11 protein-coding genes and 1 tRNA gene are annotated in these 16,910 nt (G+C 62.2%); 6 read left to right on the top strand and 6 right to left on the bottom strand.

What is annotated here, in order from left to right:
• Window positions 1-2: 2 nt before the first annotated feature.
• Entirely contained in the window at window positions 3-137 is a 135-nt protein-coding gene (gene rpmH / locus VE26_RS11425; protein ID WP_046105410.1) for a 50S ribosomal protein L34, read from the bottom strand.
• Between the two features lie 223 nt (window positions 138-360).
• On the opposite strand from rpmH, the gene VE26_RS11420 reads away from it, so the two are divergent.
• The 6 genes from VE26_RS11420 to VE26_RS11395 all read left to right on the top strand — a co-directional run bounded on the left by VE26_RS11420 (window position 361) and on the right by VE26_RS11395 (window position 8,120).
• A complete protein-coding gene (locus VE26_RS11420; protein WP_160297842.1) occupies window positions 361-1,797 on the top strand; it encodes an FAD-dependent oxidoreductase in 1,437 nt (478 codons plus the stop codon).
• 125 nt (window positions 1,798-1,922) lie between these two features.
• Complete coding sequence (locus VE26_RS11415) at window positions 1,923-3,350, top strand: sensor histidine kinase (protein WP_046105408.1); 1,428 nt, start codon at window positions 1,923-1,925, stop codon at window positions 3,348-3,350.
• Window positions 3,351-3,472: 122 nt separating this feature from the next.
• Window positions 3,473-3,549 (top strand) — tRNA-Arg (locus VE26_RS11410).
• 170 nt (window positions 3,550-3,719) lie between these two features.
• Complete coding sequence (locus VE26_RS11405; protein WP_046105407.1) at window positions 3,720-4,292, top strand: PAS domain-containing protein; 573 nt, start codon at window positions 3,720-3,722, stop codon at window positions 4,290-4,292.
• Complete coding sequence (locus tag VE26_RS11400; protein WP_244465689.1) at window positions 4,289-7,726, top strand: chemotaxis protein CheB; 3,438 nt, start codon at window positions 4,289-4,291, stop codon at window positions 7,724-7,726. Before VE26_RS11405 ends, VE26_RS11400 begins: the two co-directional genes overlap by 4 nt.
• Window positions 7,719-8,120, top strand: a complete 402-nt coding sequence (locus VE26_RS11395) for a response regulator (protein ID WP_046105405.1) — start codon at window positions 7,719-7,721, stop codon at window positions 8,118-8,120. The genes VE26_RS11400 and VE26_RS11395 overlap by 8 nt, the downstream gene beginning before the upstream one ends.
• A 16-nt stretch (window positions 8,121-8,136) precedes the next feature.
• Here the strand turns inward: VE26_RS11395 and VE26_RS11390 are convergent, their stop codons facing one another.
• The 5 genes from VE26_RS11390 to bcsA all read right to left on the bottom strand — a co-directional run bounded on the left by VE26_RS11390 (window position 8,137) and on the right by bcsA (window position 16,908).
• Complete coding sequence (locus tag VE26_RS11390) at window positions 8,137-9,195, bottom strand: PLP-dependent cysteine synthase family protein (RefSeq protein WP_342018413.1); 1,059 nt, start codon at window positions 9,193-9,195, stop codon at window positions 8,137-8,139.
• Window positions 9,196-9,334: 139 nt separating this feature from the next.
• A complete protein-coding gene (locus VE26_RS11385; RefSeq protein ID WP_052715858.1) occupies window positions 9,335-11,464 on the bottom strand; it encodes a hypothetical protein in 2,130 nt (709 codons plus the stop codon).
• Window positions 11,461-12,510, bottom strand: a complete 1,050-nt coding sequence (locus VE26_RS11380; protein WP_046105403.1) for a family 8 glycosyl hydrolase — start codon at window positions 12,508-12,510, stop codon at window positions 11,461-11,463. Before VE26_RS11380 ends, VE26_RS11385 begins: the two co-directional genes overlap by 4 nt.
• Window positions 12,507-14,744 (bottom strand): cellulose biosynthesis cyclic di-GMP-binding regulatory protein BcsB, encoded by a 2,238-nt coding sequence (locus VE26_RS11375; protein ID WP_046105402.1) that lies wholly within the window; start codon window positions 14,742-14,744, stop codon window positions 12,507-12,509. Before VE26_RS11375 ends, VE26_RS11380 begins: the two co-directional genes overlap by 4 nt.
• Window positions 14,737-16,908 (bottom strand): UDP-forming cellulose synthase catalytic subunit, encoded by a 2,172-nt coding sequence (gene bcsA, locus VE26_RS11370; RefSeq protein ID WP_046105401.1) that lies wholly within the window; start codon window positions 16,906-16,908, stop codon window positions 14,737-14,739. The genes VE26_RS11375 and bcsA overlap by 8 nt, the downstream gene beginning before the upstream one ends.
• Window positions 16,909-16,910: the final 2 nt, after the last annotated feature.

Below are 16,910 nucleotides of genomic sequence, written 5' to 3'. Positions count from 1 at the left end.
CCTTAGGCCGACAGCTTCTTGCGGCCCAGGGCGCGGCGACGGTTCAGGATCGCGCGGCCGTCCTTGGTGGCCATGCGAGCGCGGAAACCGTGACGACGGGCACGCACGAGCTTGGAGGGCTGGTATGTACGCTTCATAACATCAGACCGCGCTTCAGCACGGTTCCTCTTTTTGATACTGCTTACGCAGGAAATGATTGTTGAGGCGCACAAAGTCGTGCCGCCTTCGGGTTGGGGCGTCTATAGGGAAAAGCGCGGTCCAAGTCAACGCGCCATGGCGCCTGAACCTGCCGGTGCACAAAGGTTGTCAAGAACCGCGTTCCCCAGCATAAGTGCTCAACTTCTCCCGGCCCAGGCGAACATGGCTGAGCAATCTCGAACCGATTTGTGCATCATCGGCGCCGGCGCGCTGGGAATCGCTTTGGCGCAGCACGCCAGACGCCTGGGAGCACGCGTCGTTCTGGTCGATCGTGGACCGCCTGAAGCCGGAGACGGTCCCCAGCATGCCATGCGCATGGCAGCGCTACAGGCCAGCGCGTCGCGGGCTCATGCGGTGCGCCAGGCCGTTCAGTTCGGCATGGCCGGCCTTGATCCCAAGGTCAGCATGAAGAACGTTCAGGAGCGCGCCGCGATATTGGCCGATGAGCTGGCGCCGTTGGCGTCGGCCGAGCATCTGGCGGCGTCCGGCATCGAGGTGGTCAGCGGAGCTGCGCGCTTTGCAGACCCGCAAACGCTGATCGTCGGCGACCGACAGATCCGGCCCCGCGCCGTGGTGATCGCGACTGGCGCCGATTGCAAAGTTCCGCCTGTCCCCGGTCTCGACCAGATCGACTATTTCACGCCTGAGACAATTCTGGGCAATAGCCGAAAACTGACTCATCTTCTGGTGGTCGGTGGTGACAGCGATGCTCTCTGCCTGGCGCAGGCCTTTGCCCGGCTTGGGTCACAGGTTACGCTGGTGCCGCAAGGTCCGATTCTCCCAGAACACGACCCTGAGGCGGTCGCCATCCTCCTGTCCATCCTGCGCCAGGAGGGCGTAGTGGTGGAGGAAGGTGCCAATGTCTCACAGTTTCAGCCGCGGACGCAGGGCACAGGCGTGGTGGTCGAGGCCAATAATGGCGCACCGCACAATCTCGATGTCTCGCACGTGCTGATCGCCAATGGCCGGCATGTCAATCTGGACACCCTTTCGCCACAGGCAGCGCGATTGCGGCGCGGCCCGGACGGTCATTATGCGGTCGGCCCGCACGGAGAAACGGGCAACAGGCGGATTCGGGTCGTCGGTGCCGCTGCAGGGGTCGCGCCATTCCACACGGCGCTCCTGCATGGTCGCGCCGTCGTAGAGTTGCTTCTGGCCGGCCGCACGCGGCAATCGTTGCAGTTCAGCCCGCTTGTGGTGATGACCGACCCTCCTATCGCCCAGATCGGTCGCAATCTTCTGCCCGCGCGAGCCAAGGCGCGCGGGCAGCGGCTTTTGCGCGCCAGCATGGCCGAAAACGAGCAGGTTCGAGCCCAAGGCGCGGTGCCTGGTCTGGCCAAGGTTGCTCTTGCCCCCGCCGGGCAGGTCCTGTCGGCAGCCTTCATCGGCTCGGGAGCCTCCGACCTGGCATCGGTCATGGCCTTTGCCATGGAGAGAGACATTCCTTTGGCCGCGCTGTCGCGGCTGACCGTGGTTCGCCCCAGCCTTCTGGCTAGTCTTGTCCAGCTCGCCGACGAGGCAGCGGACGACGAGACGGTCCCCCGCTGGACACAGAGATTTGCCCATCTCGCCCGCAAGCTTTCGTTCACCAGACGGTGATCTGACGGCGCCCGGCCGCGTATCTCTTTCATAGGCGAACTGGATTTGTGCAACCGTATGTTTCTGCGCGGTTTATCCAGTCAGGGGCTGGTGCATCGGGCCCGCCTGATTATGATCGAGGCGAGATGAACCTTCCGTCCCCCGACATCAATACCCGGTTTTCCGGGCTGTCCAGCAAGTTGATCGCGACCATCATCGCAGTCATCATGCTCGTGGAAATCATCATCTATCTCCCGTCCCTTGCCAGTTTTCGCACCACTTGGCTCGAGGACCGGTTGCGCGTGGGTATCGTGGCGGCGCGCGTGCTCGATGCCGTCCCCGATGTCATGGCGCTGCCGCGCGATCTGACCGATCGCCTCCTGCTCTCGGCGGGTGCCGATGCGATCGTCTATCGTCGCGATGGGCAGAGCCAGTTGATCGAGCTGACCGAGCCAGTAACCCCCGAGCGTGCCGTAACCGCAGATCTTCGCCAGCGCGATCTGCCCAGCCAGATTGCGGGCGCCCTCGACACCTTGTTTGCCGGCCCGGGACGCACCTTGCGTATTGTGGGGGAGGGCGACTCGAACGAAAGCCTTGTCGAGCTGCTTATGCCCGAAGATCCGCTCCGTCGGGACATGCTCGACTATTCCCGCAGCATCGTTCTGGTGTCTCTGGGCATCGCAGCGGTCACTGCCTTTGCGCTCTACATGCTGGTCAGCACCTTATTCATCGATCCCGTGCTGCGACTGACGGCCAACATGCTGGCCTTTCGCAAGGCGCCGGAAAATGGTGCCCTGATTCTCAACCCATCGACACGCCGGGACGAAATCGGCATCCTCGAGCGCGAACTGGCCGCCATGGAGAGCGAGCTCTTTGCCTTGCTGCGTCAGCGGCGCCACCTGGCCGACCTCGGGCTGGCCGTCGCCAAGATCAACCACGACCTGCGCAATACGCTCACGGCAGCGCAATTGCTGTCGGACCAGGTGGCCACGCTGGACGATCCCAAGGTCCAGCGTCTGGCGCCGAGATTGGTTCTGACCCTGGACAAGGCCATCGGCTTTGCCCAGTCGGTGCTGGATTACGGGCGCGAATCGGTGTTGCCGCCGCAGATGACACCCGTCCCGCTGCGGGCATTGGTCACCGATGCTGCCTTCGAGGCGAGGGTCACGGACAATCCCTCGCTTGTCTTTGACAATAATGTTGCCGAGGATTTCCAGATCTATGCTGATGCCGGGCAGATCGGGCGGCTTTTGGTAAATCTGCTCAAGAACGGTCGGGAAGCGCTTGAAGGCCTCAATGGCGATGCACCGGACCGTCGCATTACCGTGCAGGCCGAGGCGAAAGGCGGGGAGGCCATGATCTCGGTCATCGACAACGGACCGGGATTGCCGCCGCGCGCGCGCGAAAACCTCTTTGTCGCCTTTGAGGGGTCGGTGCGCTCGGGCGGTACGGGCCTGGGGCTCGCCATTGCCCGCGAGATTGCCGAGGCGCATGGCGGCCGTATCGCCCTCGCCACTGTGGAAAAAGGCACGCGCTTCGACGTGGTGCTGCCGCTTGGTCAGCCTGGTGCATGAGCTTTCTCCGAAAAACGTTCGGCCCCCGCTTGCAATGACCCAAGCACCCATGTATGGGTTGCCGCGCTTTCGGAGATGACGGTCTCACGCCACCCGAAACGCCCGCCGCACAGTCGGCATGCGCGCCCGTAGCTCAGCTGGATAGAGCACCAGACTACGAATCTGGGGGTCAGGAGTTCGAATCTCTTCGGGCGCGCCATTTCCCTTTTTTGACCTTAAAAAACGCGACCCGCTGTTTGTCATTGCGGCTTGAGGCCGAGACAGCCCGACGCAGTGGTCAGTGCTTGCGAATGTTGAACATCTTCAGCGATGATGCGTTATGAGGGGCGGTGCGGATGTGCAGGTCCGCACTTTGCCTTGGAGACATGCGTGGCTGACCGTTCCGTATCGAGCGAACTAACACACTACATCGAGGGTGCGCGTGTCGCACTAGCGCTGGCCGATGTGAGTGAGGACAACAAGCTGCTTTTGGTCAACGACGCCTTTTGCACATTGACCGGTTATGGCCTTGATGAAATTGCCGGTCAGAATTGCCGTTTTCTCCAGGTTTCCCCCCGATATGGGCGCGTGGACAACCGTGAGGCGCGCAACGATCTGCGCCAGTTTCTAGACAATCGCAATCAGCAGTCGGTGCGGACGCCGATCGTCAATTTCACCAAGGAAGACAAGCCGTTCGTCAATTTGCTGTTCATGTCGCGCCTGCGTGACCACAAAGGCGACCAGTGCTTCATATTCGCCTCCCAGTTTGACGTGAGCCGTTCGCATCCGGCGTTACTCGCTCAGTATGACGACGGGCTATCGGGCGCTCTTGCGGGCCTTTCTCCCGTGTTGCAGGAAAGCGGCCTTGTGATCGAGGGATCCCTGGCAACGCTGAGCAATTCTGCGGCCATCATCGCCCAAGCCAAAATGATCCTTGCCCAGTTCGAGGATGTGCGATCTTGAACACCGCCCCGAAGGAGCCTGAGGCAACGTTCCCGAGTCGGGCACGGGTGCCGGTGGTCGGCATCGGCGCATCGGCCGGCGGGCTCGAGGCGCTACGCGACATGTTTGCGGCGGCCGGGGCCACGACAGGGATTTGCTTCGTGGTGGTTCAGCATCTCGACCCCAACCACGAAAGCATGATGGCGCAGCTCATCGACCGGCATACGGATCTGGTCGTCAAGCAATGCGAGGGTGGGGAGAAGGTTGAGGCCGACACGGTCTATATCATTCCTCCCGGCCATGGCCTCGCTATCGAGCAGGGCCGTCTTATTCTCACCGATTTCGAGCAGCCGCGCGGGTTGCGTCGGCCAATCGACGACTTCTTCATCTCGCTGGCCAACGATCAATTGGCCAATGCGGCCTGCGTCATTCTCTCGGGGACCGGTGCCGACGGCACGACTGGCCTGCGCGCCATCAAGGAGCATGGCGGCATCAGCGTGGTGCAGGACCCGTCCACAGCCAAATACGACGGAATGCCGGTATCCGCGGTCGGCACGGGCCTCGTGGATTTCGTTGCGCCCCCCGGCGAGATCATCGATCGTCTTCATGCTTTCTTCAACCGTTATTCGGGAGCCGAGCGACAGGAAGCCTCGGTGGTCGCCGATCATGTCGATGATCTGTGCCAGGTGTTGCGCGCCGCGGTCGGGCACGATTTTTCGGGATATAAGCGCTCTACCCTGGTGCGTCGGGTGGAACGGCGCATGCATGTACTCGGCCTGACCAGTGGCCGGGATTATCTTGAGCGCGCGCGGGCCGACAGAACAGAGTGCGAGGCGTTGTTCCGCGACCTGCTCATCAACGTCACGCGTTTCTTTCGTGACGAGGCTATCTTCAAGGAAGTCGCCGAGCGGGTCATCGGTCCTCTCGTGGAAGAAGACAGCGATGAGGATGGCATTCGCGTCTGGATTCCGGGCTGTTCATCCGGCGAAGAGGCCTATTCCTACGCCATGCTGTTTGCCAACGCGGCCGAGCGGCTCCGCCGCCCGCTGTCATTGCAGATTTTTGCAACCGATATCGATGAGCAGATGCTCCAGATCGCGCGAAATGGGGCCTATCCCATTTCGGCCATGGCCGACATTCCCCTTGCCATGCGGGAGAAATATACGATCCCGCACAATGATCATTTCACGATCGCCCCCCAGATTCGCGACCGCATCCGCTTTTCCAATCACAGCGTGGTCAAGGATCCGCCTTTCTCCAAGATCGACCTGATCTCCTGCCGCAACCTGTTGATCTACTTCAACGACAAGCTGCAGCAATCGGTGCTGCCGCTTCTGCATTATGCGCTGAAGCCGGGTGGGGTCCTCGTGCTCGGGCCGTCCGAAAGCGTCGGGCGGTTCGATCATCTCTTCAACGCCATCAATGCTCCAGCGCGCATCTTCCATCGGTCCAGTACCTCTCCCAGCTATCCGATGGAGCTTCCCGGAGGGCGCAGCGATGCCACAATGCGTCGCTCGGCACGCGAGACGGAGCCCGGACGTCGTGCGGAGAGACAAGAATCGGCCGGGCGACAACGGCTTATGGAGCGCTACCTCCCGGCGAGCCTGGTGGTGGACGGAGAGGGGTTGATCCTTTCGGCTTATGGCCGACTTGGGCGGTTTTTCGACTTTCCCGTCAGCCCCATGGACAGCGTCAGCGCCATGTCGCTGGCCCGACCCGGGCTGCGTCAGGTCATTACGCCGCTTTTGCGACAGGCGAAGGAGACGCGGCGGCGCGTGGTCTCGCGCGATGTCAAGATTCAGGCCGATTTCGGCATCGTCACCGCCGAGGTGGTGTGTGATCCGCTGCCCGACAGAACTTTTCTTTTCGTGTTTCAGGAATCGGCGCCCTTTGCCACGTTCAGCGACGACGAGGCCATGCAGGCCAGCGCCGGGGACGAGCAGCTCGAGGCCATGGAAAGCGAGTTGCGCCAGACGCGGCATCGCCTGCGCGCCGCGGTGGAAGAGCTCGAGACCGCCAATGAGGAACTGAAAAGTTCCAACGAAGAAATGATGTCGATGAACGAGGAGCTCCAGTCCACCAACGAGGAACTGTCCACGGTCAACGACGAACTCAAGACGAAGGTGGATCAGGTCTCGGTCGCAAATGCCGACCTGCGGAATTTCTTCGATTCCACCGATCTGGCGGTGGTGGTGCTTGATCGCGATCTCAACGTTCGCAGCTTCACCAATGCGGCAACGAGCATCTTTCCACTCAAGGACGGCGATAAGGGGCGTGCCTTTGCCGAAGTCGCGAGCCGGCTGTCTTCATCGCAGTATCTTACCGATGCGCAGGAGGTGGCCAAAACGGGCAAACCGGTTCAGCGCCGTGTTTACACCCAGGATCGCTCCCGCACCTTTGCGTTGCGCATCCATCCCTATCGACTGACGGCAACCGAGAACGATGGCGCGATCCTGGTGCTGACAGAGATCAGCGACCTGCTGTCGATGGAGCGCGAACTCGAAAGGGGCCGCGAACGGTTGGACATGGCTGTGCGTACGGCCGGGATCGGGGTATGGGAATATAGTCCGGCTTCTGGCCGTGCCTTTCTCGACAGTGGCGAACAAGCCATTTTCGGAACTGCTGAAGCCGATGCAGAGCTCGACGACCTCATGGCCCGTATCGTGCCTGAGGATCGGCCTATGGTCATCGGCAAGCTCGAGATTGCTGCCGAAGGAAGATCGGACTTCGAGGCGACGTTCCGGCTCAAGGCCGGTGACGGCGCCTATCGCTGGATCCGAGGCTTTGGTCGGCTGGTGGAGGAAGCGGGCACCAGCCGCATGGTGGGTGTCTCGATCGACGTTACCCCTGAATACCAATTGGCCGAAACACGCGACGTGATGTTGCGTGAAATGAACCATAGGGTGAAGAACCTCTTCGCGCTGATCGCGGGCATGGTGCGCATCGCCGCCCGAAATTACGACACCGTCGACTCGATGGCCCAGGATATTGGTTCGCGCATCGCTGCTCTGGGACGCGCCCATTCCCTGTCCACATCAGCCCAAGGCGAACACGCGTCCGGCCTCCAGGAACTGATCGAAGCCACCTTGGCCCCCTATGACGGACATGCCCATGTGGAAGTTTCAGGATCCAAGATCCTCCTGCGCGCAGCCTGCATCTCGTCTTTCGCTTTGATTGTGCATGAATGGGCGACCAATTCGGTGAAATATGGCGTCCTAGGGCCTGAAGCGGGGAACCTTTCCGTGCGATGGGAGGTTATGGGCAATCGACTGGTGATCGTGTGGACGGAACATCGCGCGACGCCTGTACCAAATGTCGAGAATGCCGGGTTTGGGACCATTCTGGTCAGGACATCTGCGCGGCAACTCGCTGGGGATCTGCACACACATGTCGACGGCAATCGGCTTCACCACGAATTGTCCGTCCCGCTAGCGGTTATTGAATTCAATGGATAAACACATTCTGCTGGTCGAAGATGAACTTCTGACCGCAATGGACGTCGAGGACAGCCTTCGAGAAGCGGGCTGGGACGTAGACGGGCCCTTCACCAGTGTCCGCTCGACTTTGTCCTATCTGGAACAGAACCGGCCGGCCTGTGCCGTGCTCGATGTTCGCCTTGATGACGGCGAAGTCTTTCCAGCGGCGGATGTTCTGGTCGAAGCGGGCGTTCCGATCATCTTCCACTCCGGTCATGCAGGCCGGCATAGTCTGTCGTCACGCTATCCAAACGCAGCCTTCTGCGATAAGCCCAGCCTGCCAGAAGCGCTCGTGCGTGCTGTCCGCCGTGCACTGGAGACGGGGAACGAGAACTACGTCGCCGAGGAGCACAAGGTGGCGTCCTCCGCATAAGGCCGCCGCGCCGGAACTAGTCGTGCTGGCTGCACCCGAGCAGAAGTGCATCGTCGAACTCACCGGTGTGCAGAATGGCCTCGATGCGTGCCTGGGCAGGCGCGATGTCGATCTGCTGCCGGGCCAGCCAGGCATCATCGTAATAGGTTCGGACATAACGTTCGCCACTGTCGCAGATCAGCGTCACCACCGAGCCGGCCTGTCCCTGTCGACGCATCTGGCAGGCTGCCCAGAGCACCCCGATGAAGTTCGTACCGGTGGAGGCGCCGACCCGCCGTCCGAGCAGGCGCGACAGCACGCGGCTAGCGGCAATGGATGCGGTGTCGGGCACTTTGAGCATGGCGTCAACGACGTGAGGCATGAAGGAAGCCTCCATGCGGGGCCTGCCGATCCCCTCTATGCCGCTGCCGCGGTCACAGGTGGCGTCTGGATCATTACCGATCCAACCCTCATAGAAGGCCGAGAATTCCGGATCGGGAACGCACAGGCTGGTGTCGAGACCTCGATAAAGGATATAGCGACCGATGGTGGCAGAAGTCCCACCCGTGCCGGGGCTCATTATCACCCATGCGGGCACCGGGTGCCGCTCGAGTGTCATCTGCTGAAAGATAGATTCGGCAATATTGTTATTGCCGCGCCAGTCGGTGGCACGTTCGGCATAGGTGAACTGGTCGAGGTAATGCCCGCCCAGGCTTTTGGCGAGACGCTGGGCCTCTGCGTAGATCGCACCGGGCGCATCGACGAAATGGCAGGTTCCGCCTTGCTGCTCGATGGCATCGATCTTGCTGCGCGTGGTCGAGGACGGCAGCACGGCATAGAACCTGAGACCAAGCAGGCGGGCATAATAGGCCTCGCTTACGGCAGTCGAGCCGGACGAGGCCTCGACCAGGGCGGTCTCTGGACCGATCAGGCCGTTGCAGATCCCGTAGAGAATGAGCGAACGCGCCAGACGATGCTTGAGGCTGCCAGTGGGGTGGCTCGATTCATCCTTGAAATAGAGGTCTACATCGGTGAATGCAGGCAGCGGCAGAGGAAAGAGGTGGGAATCCCCGGAGCGATGCGCGTCAGCCTCCATGGCCTTTATCGCGCGGCAGTGCCATGAGGCTGCCTGTCCTAAAATAGTCCCTTCAATGAGCATCTCATACCCTAAATCTTTTACACTAGGGTACTTCCTTCTAAATTTTCCGTCAAATGGAGAATAATAAGCGCCAGAGCTAGGGTGCTCGCATCCGCAGGGCGCTGCGTGCTGCTTCCAGTCCGCCGACGGCGTCGCCATAGCCTGTCGCCGCGACGGCGGAGAAAATCCGCTCGGCTTCTGCGAAGCGCCTCAGATGATAATAGCTCCAGGCTCGAAGCGTCAGCAGGTCGTTGCGCTCGGCGGCGAAGCGGGCTCTGGCATCGAGCAGGTCGATGGCGCGGGCGTAGTCGCCGATGCCGTAGGCGCTTGTGGCCTTCTGCGTCAGAATGGCAATTTCGAGTTCGGCAGCACGTTGCTGGCTGATCGGTGCCGCTGCGGCAGCCACCGCTGCCTCATTGCCCAGGCCGAGGCGGATAAAGGCAAGGGATTGGCCATAGGCGGCATCCGAGCGGGTGTTTTCGGAGCCCGATTGCAGCGCGCGTGCAAAGTGATCGACGGCTTGGGCAGGGCGGTTGAGGCCCATGAGGCACCAGGCGTGGTTGAGGGCAGCACCGGGCGACAGGCTCGCGGCGGGAACATAGTTCTGACAGGACCGCGCCCCGGAGGATGTCCGGGGCGCCTGAGCAGCGGCTACCGTTTCGGTTTGCGGCGCTGTGGCGGGCCGGCTCGCGGCCTGCACGGGCCTTGCCTCCGCCGGAGTGGGCATGGCCACAGGCGGCGCAGTCGACGTTGTCGCGCGACCAAATTCGGCGATGCGCGCTGATCGCCCGCTCCATTGCGTTCGGATCGTCTCGACGGTTGCGGTGTCGCCCAGAGCGTTGGCGGCGACCATTCGGCCATAGGCAGCCGGTTCCAGGTCGGCCTGCCAGGTCAGCGCCAGCGCGAACCACTCCGAGGCGGTCTGCACCTGCTGGAAGGCGTAGGCGTACCAGCCCAATTCCTGGGCCACATTGGCACTGCGCGCGGCCATGGTTGCATCGACGATCCGCCCCAGAGGCGCCTGTCCGATGTCAATGCGGGGCTCCTGCGATAGCATGGCGGCGGCAACGGCCAAATAGAGTTCGCCGATCGTGTCGTTCTCGCTGCGATAGTCGGCAATGGCCGCCTCGGCAGCCACAGGATCGCGCAATTGCAGTAAGGCGACACCAAGGGCCTCCGCGGACTGCGCCGAACGGTCCGAATCCAGCGCGCTCTGGAACAGGCGTCGGGCTTCGTTGGGCCGGTTGCGGGCCAGCTCGTAATAGCCAAGCAGCCGCAAATCCTCTGCATTGCCGCTGCTGGTGGCATCCTGGCTCAGCAGCGTCACGTCGGCGGGAAGCGGCTGTGCGCCATTTTCCTCGAGAGAAGCGGCGATGGCCCGTCGGGCCAGGTCGACGCGCAAGTCGGCGAATTCATGCACACCTGCCGCGTCGGTCCGCTCCAGCGCCAGAAGAGGCTCAAGATCGGCACGATCGAGAAGTTCGATGGCCTTTTGCAGCGTGGCAAAGCGCTCGGCCTGATCGGTGCAATTGGTCAGAATATAGGTGTAGGCGTCTATAGCCCGCGCCTTGGCGTCGGTGCGAGCGAAGGCTTCGGCCAAGGTCCAGAGATTATCGATGCTCGCGCAAACCAGCAATTGCGGGTTGTTGGCCGCAATTGAGATGACAGTGGCATGTTCACCGACGGAGGCGGCGTTGCGCATGCGGGCAGCTGCCTCTCCCAAAGCCAGGCTCTGGAGAAGATCCGGGGAGGGCACAAAGCCGGGATCGCGCTGCTGGCGTTCGGCAATCAGTGCCCGGGCACCGGCAAAGTCGCCGGCGCTGTAGAGTTCCCACAAGCGGATGATGTCCTCGTCGGGCGCATAATCGTCCGCCAGCGGATCGGCAGGAGGTTGCCAACCCGGATGGAGGGCCTGCAGGCGCTCGATCTCGCGCTGCAGGCGCTCTGTATCGCCTTGGCGAGCAAAATAGCGCAAGGCTGTTTCGTCAACCGCATTGGCCTGTGCCGCTTGTGGCGCGGGAGTGGCGGTCGATGTGTTGGCTGGTGCCGCGGGTTGTTGCTCGGCAGGCGTATCGATCGTTGTCTGGATGGGCATAGGCGCCTGGGCGACCAGCGGCGAGGACCGCTCGGTGGCCTCGATCCGAGCGGTATGGGACGAGCCGGCCACGAAAACGTAGAGAAAACCGCCGATGCCAGCCAGGGCGATAAGAAACGCAATCCGGCTCATGGCTCCTCAACTCCCAGGCATGCGGGCTCGTGCCGACGCAGGTGGTCGAGCAGCAGCAGGTGCAGCGTGGCCGAGTAATAGCTGGTCGCCGCCATCACCCTCAGGTCCTCGGGAATTTCAGTCCCGTCGATCACGCAATCCATGGTCGCCGCGATCAGGCGGTAGCCGGGCTCGGTGATTGGCTCTATGGCTTCGTTCGTCGTCACGTCGATCTTGGCAAGGCCCTCCGGCCCAGCATGGCGCCGAAACGGTTCGAGCAGTTCGAGCGCCAGGTCGGCCCGCATCAAATAGACCGGCACCCGAATACCGTTATAGCCGAATTCTGGCGGAAAACCTTCTGCGGGGCCTTCGCTATCTGCGCCGTCGAGCTGGATCCAGTCGGCAGGAATGCCGGCGGCAGAATTCTGGGCCCGCCGGAGGATATCGAGCCCGGTATCGCTGACCGCCATCCAATCGATCACCGGATCGATTTCTGCGAAGACGGGAAAGGTCTCGAAAATCCAATAGGACGGGTTGAGCACCGGCCCGCCTGCATCAGCGTCGCGCACGAAACCTTCGGCACCCGGCAGGATGGCGGGCATGCCCTCCGCTTCGATCAGCATGGTGCGCCCAATGGTGCGGATAATGGGCAGCGCCAGGTCAGAATAGTGGCCGTCATTCCATGCCCGTGCGCCCAGCAGCAGGCCATAGGCGATGAGCATGTCACCATCGGTGGCATTGTTGCTGTCGGTGACGCGGGGCCGCTTGTCCGGCTCCCAGCGCCAGGCCGACAGGCCATCGGCACGCACCAGCATTTCGGTGGCGGTAAAGCTCCAGATGCGTTCAAAGGTGGGGCGGTCACCCGCGAGGGCAGCGAGCATCAGGCCATAACCTTGGCCTTCGCTATGACTGATATCACCGTTGCCGGTATCGATTACCCTGCCTTCTGCGGACACATAGGCCTCGACATAGCTCCGCCATTCTTCGGGCGTGATGACGGATTGCGCCATTGCCGGCATGGCCCCCAGCAGCCCGATGAAAACAAGTGCGGCCTTGAGCGGCTTCATTGGCGTCGCCCCAATTGTGAAAGCACCGCGGAGGAAGCCAATGTCAAAAGGACAGCTGCTGCGATGATGGCCAACGTGAAGTAGACAATATTGCCCGAGAACCAATTGGCTGCAATCAGGCGCGCATTGGCAAAGGAAAAAGGCTGAGTTTCGGCCAGCATCACCTGCGAAGCGGGCACGACGGTGAGCGCATCGCCGCCGCTTGAGATCGCGCTGATCCGCCCGCCGATTTCTCGCCAGCGCTGGGTGATGATCAATTGCTCGGTGCCGCTGCGCAGGCTGCGCGCATCGTTGGCGGTCAGAATGGTCCAGATGCCGCCTTCGCCCTGGCGCATTTGCGATAGCACGGTCGTATTGGCGGACACCTCGAACAGCGGTTCGGGGCCAGCAAACAGGCGCAGGTCTGAGCGTTGCAGGCCAAAGTAACCCAGCACCGCGTCGACCTGTTCGGCAAACGGCACGTCCTGACGCTCGCCGCTGAAGCGGTCGAGAGCGCTGGTATCGCTCGCGGTCATCGCCGTGGCGATGCCGGTGCGGGTGCTGATCGGCGGGGGCATCTCGCCCAGTGGCATGATCACAAGGCCATCTCGGTCCGGCGTGAGTTCAGTAGCGGGCACGATATCGAGCGGCAGAATCCGGCCCGAGGCAGCGGTAATACGGGCGACGAACATCATGGCTGAAAGCACTGAATCAGCGCTGCCACCAACGACGAGCGGCACGGATTGGGCATCGGCATAAGGCCAGCCCGAGCCTGCAAGGACCTGAAGGTCCGGCACCTGGGCCACCCGCGCATAGTCGGGGAAGCGCAGCTGGGAACTGTTGGACAATACGAAGCGCACCGGCGCCTGGCCGGTCCAGCCGGGGCTGCAGACCGCGTCCGAGGCCGATTGCAGATTGATCGCGATAACCCCTTCGTTGCGTCCGGGGCGCAGGCTGGTCATGGGGATGCGGATGACCGTGTCCCGCAATTGCCCGCCATCGGTCCGCAGCAAGGGCGTTGCCGAAGCGATCTGGCCATTGGTGTAGATGTCGATCTCGCTGTTGGGCAGGATGTCGGACGAATAGGCGGCGTCCAGCACCAGATCGAGCGCACCATAGCGATTGGCGTAGAAGTCTGCCGGCAATTCGAACTGGAAATCAGCGGTGAGCCGGCGCCCGTTGAATTCGGCGGTCTCGGTGCCAAGGGCTGCGAGGGAAACCGTCTGGCTGCCGAGCATGACGGGATGGGGATAGACGAGATCTATGCGTGGCACCGAGGCCAGTGCCGTCTCGCCCGGATGCAGGGCTTCGCTGGCGCGGGTGATCGAGGCCCAGTCCGGGCCGCTGATGACCAGCGTACTGGCGCCGCTTGCCAGGGTCGTCAGCACAGCGATCGGGCCGGCCGAGGCTTGGCCGCGCATGGCATCCAACCCAGCCGGCAGGTCGTCGGCCGGCAGCAGGATCACATCGAGCGTGCCGCTCTGAAAGCCTTCGGACAGCGTCTCGGCTTCTTCGAGCACCAGTTCGGGTACCCGCATGGCCAGCGCCAGATATTGCGCCAGCTTGACGGCGGCTTCCGCTGTTTCCGGATTGGTCAGAGGCGCGCTGATCAGCCGGATATGGGTCTCGCCATCGGCATCGACGCCGATGGCCGGCAAATCGGACAGGCGGGAGAGGCGGGAGAGGTTGTCGCCTTCGAAAAGCAGGCGCACAGCGTTGCTTTCGATCTGGGTCCACAATTCATATGTGGAGTCGATCGAGCAATCGGTGCGGTGCCGCTCGGTCGCGCGGAACTCGATGACATTCGGCCCGGCTTTGAGAATGCCGGCAGGCACCTGGATGGACCGACTGGCCGGTTCGGAGGAGGCGGCGAGCGGCGAACTTGAAATCTCGGTATTGTTGAAGCGCACGCGCAAACTAGAATATTCCGGCGCCACAACCAAGGAGTTGAGAAAGCTGAATTCGAAACGCGCAGGGGCGGCAGCCTGGGCCTCGGTCAGATAGACGATCACCGATTCCCGGCTCTCCTCTCCCTCGAGGCGAATGGCGGAACTGTCGTTGATGTAGCGCGAAAACGGCTGGGACGGCGCTGCGACAATGGCCGGGGTGGGAACCGGACTGGGCGCCGGCGCAGGCTCGGGCGTCGGGATACGCAGGTCGCTTTCCGGCGTCATGTCGAAGGGGGCCGGCTGGGCATGGGCCGAAGCCATGAGTCCGGCCAGGAAAAGCAGCGACAGGCTGGCGCGCTTATTCATGTTCGACAGCCTTTCCGCGACCAAAGCGCAGTAGGTAGCTCAGCCCGCGGGCCGTCTGGTAGGAGGCTATAGCCAGGAAACGCACTGTGCCGCGGATAATGCCGATATTGATCTGGCGACTGCGCTGGCGCTGTTGCCATGTCGCCGAGTTGGCGTAGAGCAGATCCGCGATGAGGCGGTAATCCTGTCCGCGCTCGGGCATATAGCGGCAGCCCAGGACCGCACCTTTGGTTTCGGGGGAAACCGAGCGGATGAAGATGGCCAGTTCGTTGGCACCCGTATCGGAAAGGGGATTGAAGCGCAGCGTGGTGGGTGCACCGCGCGCCAACCCGGCCGAGCCGGCGGCCAGCCGAACGCCCAGTCCCCCGCTCGACACATTGGTGATCGTGCCACGGACCCAAGCGCCGTCCGCTCCGCGCACCTCGCAGCGCCGCTCGATATTCACACGGCGGCTGGCGCGGATTTCGCGCCGTTCGGACACAACACCCAGGGCGCAACCGGCCAGGATCAGGTTGAAGATGTTCCAGCCCCCGACCACCATGGTCACTTCAGCCCGGTACGGCTCGGCCCCGATCTTGTAGATCGTCATGGCCACGGCGAGCAGCAAAAGGAGAAAGATCAGGTAGAATGGCCGGGCCAGTTCGGACAGGCGTGACTTGTCAACGCTTTCATCCTTGGCCGTCACCTTGAAGGTCGGCTTGCTGGGATTGCGCAGCACCGAGAGCAACGCGCCCAAGAGGTGCACGGACTGGATATATTCGTAGAGCTCCGAGATCCACGGCCAACGCCAGCGCCCGAACAACGAATTCTGCAACACCAGGTTCACGAGCACATAGGTGAGCGTATAGGCGGCGAACTCGCCACCCGAAGCGGTGAAGATCTGCAGGTCAAGGAAGAGGTAGCAGAAGGGGGCGAAGAGGAAGATCATCCGCGGCAGCGGAAACAGCCAGAACATGGTGCTGGACATGTAACTCAGCCGCTGCACCAGTTTGAGCCCAGGCTTGAACAGAGGGAAGCTGAACAGCATGATCTGCATCATGCCCTGGGCCCAGCGGGTCCGCTGGCCGATAAAGCTGGCAAAGGTCGCCGGCTGCAATCCGGCCACCAGCGGTTTATCGACATAGATCGAGTTCCAGCCGCGGCTATGCAGTTCGATGGCGGTCTCGCAGTCCTCGGTGATGGACCGGCCAGCAAAGCCCTGGGTGACCTCGAGCGCCTCGCGGCGTAACAGCGCTGCCGACCCGCAGAAGAATGCGGCGTTCCAGCGGTCGAGGCCACGCTGGATAACGCCATAGAACATCTCGTTTTCCGAGGGCATCACCTCGAATGTGCGCAGATTGCGTTCCAGCGGATCTGGATTGAGGAAGAAGTGCGGCGTCTGCACCAGGAACAGCCGTGCGTCGCGGCCGAAATAGGGGACGGTTTCCTGAAGAAAGTCGCGGGCCGGAGCGTGGTCGGCGTCGAAGACGGCGATGAATTCGCCGCTTGAATGGGCAAGTCCGTTGTTGAGATTGCCCGCTTTGGCGTGCTTGTTCTCAGCGCGAGTGAGGTACCGACAGCCTAGTTCGTCGCACAATTGCCGCAGCTGGTTATAGCGATCGAGGGCCTCGGCTGCGTTGTCCGGATCCGGATCGTTGCGCTTGGCCTCGGTGCCCCCATCATCGAGCAGCCAAACGGTGAAGCGATCGGCGGGATAATCCATGGCCTTTGCGGCGGCTAATGTGCCGGCCAGCAAAGCGTAATCCTCGTTATAGGTCGGGATGAAGACGTCAACATGGGGGACCGCTTCATCCGGAGCGAGTCTCATGGAGGGGCGCGGAGGAATGGGTTTGATCACGACGAAGAGGCTGAGGAACAACATCAGGATGCAGTACATCTCGGCGAGGTAGAGGATCAGACCGGGAATGAAGTCAGCCAGCTGGGTGACCGGGGGCAGGGTGCTCGTGGTGCGCCAATAGGCATAGCGCAGCACGATAATGGTGCCCAGCGCGAGCAGCAGCAGGCGCCAATTGCCTTCGAGGCGCAGTAGCTTGATCACCGCCATGAGCAGGATCAGCAGCGCCGCCATCACCAGGTGCACCTGCAGGCTGACCGGGATGGTCAGCAGCACAAAGGTCGTTGCCGACACCAGGAGCCAGATCAGAATGGAAAATGCTTTGGTCAACT

Origin of the sequence: Devosia chinhatensis, assembly GCF_000969445.1 — a bacterium.
Taxonomy (GTDB): domain Bacteria; phylum Pseudomonadota; class Alphaproteobacteria; order Rhizobiales; family Devosiaceae; genus Devosia; species Devosia chinhatensis.
Note: the sequence above shows the minus strand (reverse complement) of the source record. Positions and strands in the feature narration are given on the sequence as shown.